Origin of the sequence: Sphingomonas sp. CCH9-E2 (assembly GCF_001557215.1) — a bacterium.
Lineage (GTDB): Bacteria > Pseudomonadota > Alphaproteobacteria > Sphingomonadales > Sphingomonadaceae > Sphingomonas.
Genome location: NZ_LSJM01000440.1, coordinates 1 through 9,312 on the forward strand (window position 1 = coordinate 1; position 9,312 = coordinate 9,312).

Genomic DNA, 9,312 nt, shown 5'->3' on the forward strand with positions numbered 1-9,312 from the left:
GCCGACCACCATCCCCGCCCCCACCGCCAGCGCCGAAGCGGCGGCGATCTGAAGTAGATAGATGCGGCTAATGTCGGCCGAGGTCGCGCCGAGAATCTTGAACGTCGCGATCCCACCGCGCTTCTGCCCCAGGTACGAGGCGACGCCGTTGCTCACCCCGATCCCTGCGATCACCAGAGCGGCAAGGCCGATCAGCGACAGGAATTGCCCCATCCGCTCAAAGAAGCGCACCGCGCCCGGAGCGGCGCGGTCGCGCGTTTTGTATTCGAACCCGGCGGTGGCGAAGCGCGCCTTGAGCCCATCGACTGCCTCCTCGGGCGTCACACCGGCATTGAGGCGGATGCGGTACTTGGTCTCGTACAGCGCGCCCGGTTGCAGCAATCCGGTGCGCTTCATCCCGTCGAGCGAGACGATTGCGACCGGGCCGAGCGTGAACCCCTCCCCCACCCGGTCGGGTTCGTCGGCGATCATGCCGACGATGCGGAAATCGGCATCGCCATAGCGAACCCGGTCGCCGGTCTTGAGCAACAGCCGTTCCGACAGCGACTTGCCGATCAGGATCGCATCGGGCGCAAGCGGCGCGTAGCTGCCCTGCTCCAGCGTCAGGCTGCCGTACAGCGGATAGCGCGCATCGACGCCCTTGAGTTCGGTCAGCACCGCATCGGGCGCGCCCGTGATCGGCGTCGCGCGCCGCGCCATTGCCCGCGTGCGGATCGTGTCGCTGACCATGCCGAGCTGTGTCAGCGCCGCGCGCTCCTGCGCCGATGCCTGGCGCTGGGTCATCCCCACCTCGACATCGCCGCCGAGCAGCACCTGCCCCCGCGCCGAGATTTCGCCGGTAATCGATGCGGTCAGACTGCCGATTGTCGCCAGCGTCGCGACGCCGAGGAACAGACAGACGAGCAGCAGCCGCAGCCCGCGAAAGCCGGCATGCAGGTCGCGCCGCGCGATGCTCCACGCCTTGCGCCAGCCCAGCGCCCTCATGCAGCGCTGTCCGCAACGATATGCCCGTCGCGCATCGTCAGCACGCGGTCACAGCGGCTGGCAAGCGCCGGGTCATGGGTGATGATGAGCAAGGTCGCCCCCGCCGCGCGCTGGCGATCGAACAACAGGTCGACGATTACGCCGCTGGTCGTGCCATCGAGATTGCCGGTCGGTTCGTCGGCAAAGATGATCTCCGGCCGTCCGGCCACCGCGCGGGCGATGGCGACGCGCTGCTGCTCGCCGCCCGACAGCTGCACCGGATAATGGGTCAGGCGATGGCCGAGGCCGACCGCCTCCAGCTCCGCCGCCGCGCGCGCAAAGGCATCGTCCGCGCCCGCCAGCTCCAGCGGCACCGCGACATTCTCCAGCGCGGTCATCGTCGGCAACAGGTGGAAGGCCTGCAACACGATCCCGACCCGTCCGCGCCGCGCCCGCGCGAGGCCGTCCTCGTCCAGCGTGTCATAGGCGATGCCCGCGACGCTCACGCTGCCACCGCTTGCCTGTTCCAGGCCCGACAGGATCGCCATCAGCGACGACTTGCCCGATCCCGACGGTCCGAGGATCGCGACGCTGCTCCCGCGCGCGATGTCGACATCGATTCCCTTCAGAATTTCGGTCGGCGCTTCGCGCGTTCCAAGCGTCAGGGTGACATTGCGCGCGCGGATTGCGATATCCGCCACCGGTTCGATCGACATAGGTGGAGAAGACGTCCTTGATCAGAAAGCTTGCCCCATATGCGGGCGCAATGTTGCTCCTCCAAGGCCTCGCCGCCTGTTCGGGCGAAAATGATGCAACGAACCAGGCGCTGGCGACCCCGCCGACCCCCGCGACGGTGGCCAGTGCGGGTGCGGAGAAGGCCGATTCGCGGCTCGTCGTCGCCTTCGGGGACAGCCTCTACGCCGGCTATGGCGTCTTGCCGCAGGAGAGTTTCCCCGCGCAGCTGGAGAAAGCGCTCGCAGCGCGCGGCATCGCCGCGAGCGTGCGCAATGCCGGGGTGTCTGGCGATACAAGCTCGGCGGGCCTGCGCCGCCTGGCCTTCACGCTCGACGGGCTGGATCGCAAGCCGGACCTCGTCATGGTCAATCTGGGCGGCAACGACATGCTGCGCGGGATCGACCCGGCCGAGACGCGCGCGAACCTGACCGCGATCTGCGAGGAGCTGAAGAAGCGCGGCATCCCGATCATGCTGACCGGCATGATCGCCGCGCCGAACATGGGCCGCGACTATGCCGACGCGTTCAACGCGATCTATGGCGATCTGGCGAAACGCTATGACGCGGTGCTGTACCCCTTCTTCCTCGATCAGGTGGTGACCGATCCGTCGCTGATGCTGCCGGACCGGATTCACCCCAATCCCGAGGGACTGGAAAAGATCGTGGGGCGGGTCTCACCACTGGTTGCGGAGGCCCTGAAGCCCGGCGACGCGGGTTAGGCCCCTTTTGGGTTGCCAACCGCCGCGACGCTGCGTTACATCGATAGCAATCGATTGCATTACGCGATCGTCGGGTGGAGAGGATCATGCTGAAAGCGCGTCTGCGTGCCGTTCCGCCGTCGTCTGTTCTCGGCTTCAACGGGATGTCTTACCATGAAGATTGAACTGCGCGCGGCCTGTGCCGCCACCCTGATGTGCGTCGCCCTGCCCGCTTCGGCCCAGGCGCTCAAGGTCGGCGCAGCCAAGGTCGATATCACGCCCAAGGCGGCCGAAATGCCCAAGACCATGCTCGGCGTGCTTGATCCGCTCAACGTCCGCGCGATCGTGGTCGATGACGGCAAGACGCGCGCGGCGATGGTCACCGTCGACGCCGGCGCGATCATGACCGAGACCTGGGCCAATGTCGCCGCACGGGTCGAACGCGAGCTCAAGATCCCGACCAGCCAGCTGCTACTCACCGCCAGCCACACGCACAGCGCGCCGTGGATGCGCGGCCAGGCGTACGAGGCGAAAATCTTCGACGCGATCCGCAAGGCGGCGGCGGCGGCGAAGCCCGCGCGCATGGCCTATGGCACCGGCGTTTCCTACATCAACGTCAACCGCAACATCATCGACCCCGACAATCGCCGCTGGTGGGAAGGCCCGAACTACGAGGGCGTGTCGGACAAGACCGTTGCGGTGGTGCGGTTCGAGACGCTGGAGGGCGCGCCGATCGCGGTCTATTTCAACTATGGCGTGCACGCCGTGCTGACCGGCAATCTCGATCTGGTCAGCGCCGACCTGCCGGGTGCCGCGTCCAACTATATCGAACAGTCGCTGGGCGGCGATACGGTCGCGGTCTATGGGAACGGCGCGGCGGGGGATCAGAACCCGATCTATTTCAACCAGACCTATGAACTGCGCGCGATCCGCACCGCCGATTATGCCAAGCGCGGTGAGGATATCAGCAACGCGATGCCCCCGGGCGGGACCGGCATGGACCGCAGCAATCCGCGCGTCGCGATGCTGATGGAACAGCAGAAGCAGATGGTGAAATCGATGGGCCAGATGCTGGGCGAAGAGGTGCTGCACGTCAGCCGCGCCAGCCTGGAGCGTCCGGTCGTCGCCGCAACCATTCAGGGCGCGCAGACCAGCGTCACCTGCCCCGGCCGCAAGCGGCTGGACAAGGGCCGCGCTGGCTATGCCGGCACCTATGAGGATGCCGACCCGATCAGCATCCGGCTGAGCCTGCTCAAGATCGGCGATACCGTGATCGGCGGCGTGGATGCGGAGGTGTTCACCACCATCGCCCAGCGCTTCAAGCGGGAGTCGCCGTTCAAGCACACGATGATGACGACCATCACCAATGGCATGGCGCCGTCGGGCTATATCCCGAACGACGCGGCGTTCGGCTACAATACGTTCGAAGTGGTGTCGTCGCGGCTGAAGCCGGGTTGCGCGGAGAGCGCGATCGTCAACGGACTGCTCGACCTAATCGAGAAGGTCGAGGCGAAGTGACGCAACGGGCCGCATCGCGCGGGTTTAGCGCGACGCGGCCTGCGCCAAAGCAATCGCGCCGAGCGGTCCGGCATCGGCACCCAGACCCGCGGGCTGAATGATCTCGGAAACCGCAACGGGAGTGAGGAAAGGCAGATAGCTTTCCAGCTGCGCGACGACAATCTCACGCACCCAGGGCAGGATGAAGGCCCGCGACAGCGCCACGCTGCCGCCAAACAGGATGCGGCGCGCCGAGGTCGTCAGCAGGATCGCGCAGCAAAGCTCGGCTATGTCGGCGGCGACATGGCGCCAGATCGGATCGTCGTCAGGCGCAGTCGCCGGGTCCATGCCGAAGCGTGCGGCGAGCGCGGGTCCCGACACCAGGCCCTCGATGCAATCGCAATGGAAGGGGCAGTTGCCGGCGAAGACATCCCCCGCGGCGCGGCGCAGCCGGATGTGGCCGATCTCGGGATGCATCGCGCCGTGTACCGGCCGTCCGCCGATCAGCAGTCCGCCGCCCAGGCCTGTGCCGATCGTCAGATAGCACAGGCTGTCGCAACGCTGCGCCGCGCCCCAGCGATATTCGGCGAGCGCCGCGCCATTGACGTCGGTGTCGATCGCCATCGGGCATGCCAGCCCCCCGCTCAGCAGCGCCGCGACCGGCGCGCCGGTCCAGCCGGGCTTGGGCGTTGCGAGGATGTGTCCGAACTGCGGATCGCGCGGGTCGAGCTGGATCGGGCCGAAACTGGCGATGCCCAGCCCCGCCAATGGCGCGCGCGTCGCCCAGCCATCGAGGATCGCGCGCAATGCGGTCAGCGTCGCAACCGGCTCACCCGTCGCTATGCTTTGCCGTTCGACGATCGCATCGCCCTGCGCCAGCACGGCAATCGCCTTGGTTCCGCCCAGTTCGATCCCCGCATAGCGGTTCATCCGTTGCTCTCCAGCCCAGCCGCATCACCCTGCAACCGCAAGCGCACCATCGGCGCGAAGGTTGCGCCGAAGCGGCGCGCATTCGCGTCGCTGCCGTCGCTTCCCCAGGCGTCGATAAAGCTCGTCACCTGAAGATCGGGCAAGACCAGCCAGCTATAGGCCTGTTTCGGCGCGGCGTCAGGGTTGGCGAACACCAGGCCGGTGCCGTTGAGCGGACGCCAGCCGCCATCGATCCGGTCCGATACCATGCCATACAGGCCGGTAGGGCCGGTTGGGCCATCGGGATTGAAGACGTGCCGCTGGGTCGACCAGAACAGATAATAGAGCCCTTGATGGAAGATCACATGGGGTCGCTCCAGCTCGTTGTTCAGCGCATCCGCGCTGACCAGCGGCGGGCGGATGTCCCATTCCGTTAGCGTGTCGTCGCGCGCGCTCGTCCAGCCGACTGCTCCGTTGAAAGCCGAGGACGACCCCGCGAGCGAGGCGGCGAAGAAGACATGATGCCGTCCGTCGCGCGGGTCGCGGAAATAGGCCGGATCGCGGAACGCCTTGATCGTGCCGACCGCACCGCTGCCCGCGTCGCTCGCCATGTAATGCGAGGGGTCGCGGACCACGAATTCGCATAGGTTGCGCCAGTCGGTGAGGCGATAGCCGCCCTCTTCAACCAGGGTCGCATCGGCGCGAAACAGGCGCTGTTCAAAGGTCAGCGCCGCCTCGCCCCGTCGTCCGGTGGCGGTAAAGAACAACGTCAGCGTGCGGCGATCGCTTGCGAGCAGCGCAGAGCCGGACCATTCGCGGCTGCCCGGTGCAAAGCCATCGGGCATGGCCGGGCCGAGCGGGTGCCAGCCGCTCGCATCGCGCAGGATCAGATTGATTCGGGCATGGCCGTGGCGGGTATCGGGGTCAGGGAAACGCGGCGCCCCCAGCGCCATCCAAATGGTCTGCCCATTGGGCAATGCCGACGGCGTGCCATCGGCATCCTGCACCGGCCACGCGTCCCAGATGTCGAGGTCCGGCGCGATGCGCACCACGTCGCCGTCGAGAATCAGCGGCGCGGTGTCGTGGCGCTGATCCCTGATCGCGTGGAGATGCGCTGGCGTCCATCGCGCCGTCGTGACCTGCTCCGCCGCGATGATCATCGGCGCCTGTTCTGTGGCGCTCATCGGGCGGAAGCTCCGACAGGCACCGGCAGCGTGACGGCACGTCCGGCCAGCCCATTCGGGCAATACGCATCAACTCGCCGGATCAACTCGCTCTTCCTTCCTTAGTCCTGCGCACCCTCAATGCCGTGTTCGCAGATGTTTCGCAATCGATTGTGAATACCGCTTGAAACCTGTCGCGCGACGCGCTTCTATCCCGGGAGCCGGGCGTGCCGATGCGCCGCGCGGGACTGGAGGATGCACGGTGACGATCGAGAATATGGGACGGCGCGGATTTCTGGTCGGAGCGACCGGCCTCGCGGCGCTTGGGACCGCAACCAGCAGCGCAACGCAATTCCCCAAGCTCCCACCGATGCCGCGCGCGTGGATCGACGCTGAACAGATCCCGCTCTGGCCCAACGGCGCACCAGGCGGCGGCTATACCGCGCGCACCGTACCCGCCGACTGGCCCGACATCATGGTCCGCAACATCGAAACCCCGATGCTGCGCATGTTCCGCCCGGAAAAGCCGAACGGCCGCGCCTTGCTGTCGATCCCGGGCGGCGCCTACACTTTCGTGTCGATCCTCAACGAAGGCGTCGATGTCGCGCGAGCGATGACGGCACGCGGCTATACCGTGTTCGTGCTGACCTATCGCCTGCCCGACGAAGGCTGGACGCAGCGCGAAGACGTGCCGCTGCAGGATGCGCAGCGCGCAATCCGTGTGATCCGCGCCAATGCCACGCGCTACGGCTTCGACCCGGCCAAGGTCGCTGCGGTCGGCTTTTCCGCGGGCGGCCATCTCGGCGCGACGCTGGCAACCGGCTTTGCCGAGCCGGTGTATGTGCCGCGCGACGCGACTGACGCGCTCGACGCCCGGCCTGCGGCAATGGCGCTGATCTACCCCGTCATCAGCGTCACCGCGCCGGTGGCCCACGGCGAGTCCGCGATGCGGCTGCTGGGCAACGCGCCCTCCGCCGCGCTGATCGCAAAGCGCTCGCCCGCGCAGCATGTCGGCGCGCAAACCCCGCCGGTGTTCCTCGTCCACGCGCTCGACGACAAGGCGGTGCCGGCCGAGAACAGCATGATCCTGCTGCGCGCGCTGCAGGCGGCGAACCGACCGGTCGAGCTGCATCTGTTCGAAGCGGGCAACCACGGCTTCGGCGTCGGGCGTCCCGACACGCCGGCCGGCCATTGGCCCGCCCTGTTCGCCGCCTGGCTCGACCGGCATCTGGCCTAGACGCGATAATCGTCGGCATTACGCTGCGCGAGCAGCGCGGCGAACGGTGCGCGCGACTTGTTCCACCCGCACAGCAGCGCCAGCAAAGTCGCGAACACGCCGCCCAGCAGGATCGCATAGCTGCTGTCCGCCAGCCACTCGCCCAGCGCGCCCATCGCCAGCGGCGCCAGCACCGCGCTGACGCAGGTGAAGAACAGCAGCAGTCCCGCGATCGACCCGTGCCGCCCCTTGTCATAGCAGCTGATGCCGGTCGAATTGATCGTCGGATAGAGCACCGACATGAACAGCCCGGTCGCGGGCAGTGCAAAGATCGCGACCTCGCGCCCGCCCAGCACTGCGATCCAGAACAAAGCCGCCATCGCCGCGCTGCACACCAGGACCACGCTCGCCCAGTCGAACCGCGCGAGCAGCCACACGCCCAGGAACCGCCCCGCCGCGCGCAGCACGAAGAAGATTGAAACGACATAGGCCGCCAGCCACAGCCACGACCCCGAATAATCGGCGAGATAGGTCGGCGCCCAGACATAAATCGCCGCCTCCGCCCCGACATAGAGCATCAGCGCGGCTCCGAAGAAGCGCGCCGGCGGATCGCCGGCCATGCGGATCGCCTCGCTCGCGCGGACGGGTTCGGTGCGGGTGACGATCGGGCGGGGAAAGCGCGCCACCGCCGATCCCAGCACCAGCAATGCGCAGAGCATCGCGGCGATGATATACACCCATTTCCAGCTCGCGCCCTGCGTCAGCATATAGGCGACGATCGCCGGCCCGATGATCGCGCCGACGCCGAAAAACCCCTCGATCAGGTTCATCGTCCGCGCGTGCTCCCCGGTCGACCGCGACAGGTCGCCGATCAGCGCCAGCGCCCCCGACTTGAAGATGCCGATACCGATGCCGGAGATGAACAACAGGCTGGTGAAGAACAGGAAATCCTGCCCCGCCGCGAACAGCGCGGAGCTGACGCCAAACAGGATGAGGCCGATCAGGATCGTCGCCTTGCGCCCGATCCGGTCGGCAAGAAAGCCGAGCGCGATCGCGGAGATGCCGATCCCGGCCATCGTCGCGTACTGGAAGGATCCGCCGGCGGTCAGGCCCAGCTGAAACTCGCGGATCACCTCCGGGATGACCGTGCCGACGGAGTCGGTGGTCATCGCGAACATCGCGAACATCAGGAACACCAGCGCCTTGAGCAGCGTCGCCGCGCCGTTCTGTCCCGCCTGATCGTTCATCCCGCTCTCCAATCAATCATCGTTCGCGCCGAGAAAACGGAAAGGGCGGGAGGCGCATGGCCCCCCGCCCTTCCCGCATGTCCGATTCCGGTCAGGGCGTGACCCGGAAGCGCAGGCCGATCGTGCGCGGGGTCGGGCCCGATCCCGACAACGGGCCGTTGGTCCCGACAAAGGTCGGTCCCCGCTCGTCGGTCAGGTTGTTGCCGATCAGCGCCAGCTCGTAATCGCCGTATCGCACGCCCAAGGTCAGGGCCATCACGTTATAGGCCGGCGCGGTAATGCCATTGCCCTGCAGGCGATCGCCGCTGTGGCTGAGCGACAGATTGCCGAACAAGTTCACGCCATTGGCGATCTCGCCATTATAGCCCATGTCGACGCGAAAGTTGTTCGACAGGGTGTTGGTCAGCCGCGCGCCGGGCCGCAGCAACGGTTGAGCCGCCGCGACGATCGGGTTGACGCTGGTATATTTGCTGTCGTTGAAATTGCCGACAAAGCCGAGGTTGAAGCCCTTGAGCGGGGTGTTCCAACGCAGTTCGAGATCGACGCCCTTGGTCTTCGCGTCACCGAAATTGGCGAAGCCGTTGACGCCTGAAATCGATCCGGTGACCGACGTCTGCAGGTTGGTGTATTCGAGCTGATAGAGGTTGAGGCCGATGTTCAGCGACCGGTCGGCGCTGCGCCATTTGAGACCAAATTCATAGTTGGTCGACGATTCCGGCTCCAGCGTCACTCCCGTCGGCACGCCCGCGCCGGTTACCGACTGAACCTGCACCCGCGACTGGACGATGCCGGGACGGAAGCCGGTGGCCGCCGAGATGAACATCGTCAGGTCATCACTCGGCAAATAGGACAGGTTGACGCGCCAGGTGGTCACATCCTTGGTCG

General features: G+C 66.7%; 9 protein-coding genes. 3 read left to right on the forward strand and 6 right to left on the reverse strand.

The window, feature by feature from the left end; translation table 11 throughout:
* Positions 1 to 984: ABC transporter permease (locus tag AX681_RS19560; RefSeq protein WP_197424330.1), on the reverse strand; the 984-nt coding region annotated here is incomplete at its 3' end.
* The gene (locus tag AX681_RS19565) at positions 981 to 1,679 is read right to left on the reverse strand and encodes an ABC transporter ATP-binding protein (protein WP_066658153.1); all 699 of its coding nucleotides are present in this window, start codon (positions 1,677 to 1,679) and stop codon (positions 981 to 983) included. The genes AX681_RS19560 and AX681_RS19565, both read right to left, overlap by 4 nt.
* Positions 1,680 to 1,729: 50 nt before the next feature.
* On the opposite strand from AX681_RS19565, the gene AX681_RS19570 reads away from it, so the two are divergent.
* On the forward strand, positions 1,730 to 2,416 hold the full coding sequence (locus tag AX681_RS19570; RefSeq protein ID WP_066658161.1) for an arylesterase: 687 nt from the start codon (positions 1,730 to 1,732) through the stop codon (positions 2,414 to 2,416).
* Positions 2,417 to 2,569: 153 nt separating this feature from the next.
* A complete protein-coding gene (locus tag AX681_RS19575) occupies positions 2,570 to 3,913 on the forward strand; it encodes a neutral/alkaline non-lysosomal ceramidase N-terminal domain-containing protein (RefSeq protein ID WP_066658156.1) in 1,344 nt (447 codons plus the stop codon).
* A 24-nt stretch (positions 3,914 to 3,937) separates the two neighbouring features.
* Here AX681_RS19575 and AX681_RS19580 read toward each other — a convergent pair whose 3' ends face one another.
* Positions 3,938 to 4,822, reverse strand: a complete 885-nt coding sequence (locus AX681_RS19580) for an ROK family protein (protein ID WP_066658158.1) — start codon at positions 4,820 to 4,822, stop codon at positions 3,938 to 3,940.
* On the reverse strand, positions 4,819 to 5,985 hold the full coding sequence (locus AX681_RS19585; protein WP_231735032.1) for a glycoside hydrolase family 68 protein: 1,167 nt from the start codon (positions 5,983 to 5,985) through the stop codon (positions 4,819 to 4,821). The genes AX681_RS19580 and AX681_RS19585 overlap by 4 nt, the downstream gene beginning before the upstream one ends.
* A 241-nt stretch (positions 5,986 to 6,226) precedes the next feature.
* Here AX681_RS19585 and AX681_RS19590 point away from each other — a divergent pair, with 241 nt between their 5' ends.
* A complete protein-coding gene (locus AX681_RS19590; RefSeq protein ID WP_231733823.1) occupies positions 6,227 to 7,201 on the forward strand; it encodes an alpha/beta hydrolase in 975 nt (324 codons plus the stop codon).
* Here AX681_RS19590 and AX681_RS19595 read toward each other — a convergent pair.
* Together AX681_RS19595 and AX681_RS19600 are read right to left on the reverse strand one after the other, a co-directional pair.
* The gene (locus AX681_RS19595) at positions 7,198 to 8,427 is read right to left on the reverse strand and encodes an MFS transporter (protein WP_066663568.1); all 1,230 of its coding nucleotides are present in this window, start codon (positions 8,425 to 8,427) and stop codon (positions 7,198 to 7,200) included. The genes AX681_RS19590 and AX681_RS19595 overlap by 4 nt on opposite strands.
* A gap of 91 nt (positions 8,428 to 8,518) precedes the next feature.
* A partial coding sequence (locus tag AX681_RS19600; protein WP_156456147.1) for a TonB-dependent receptor domain-containing protein occupies positions 8,519 to 9,312 on the reverse strand: 794 nt, incomplete at its 5' end.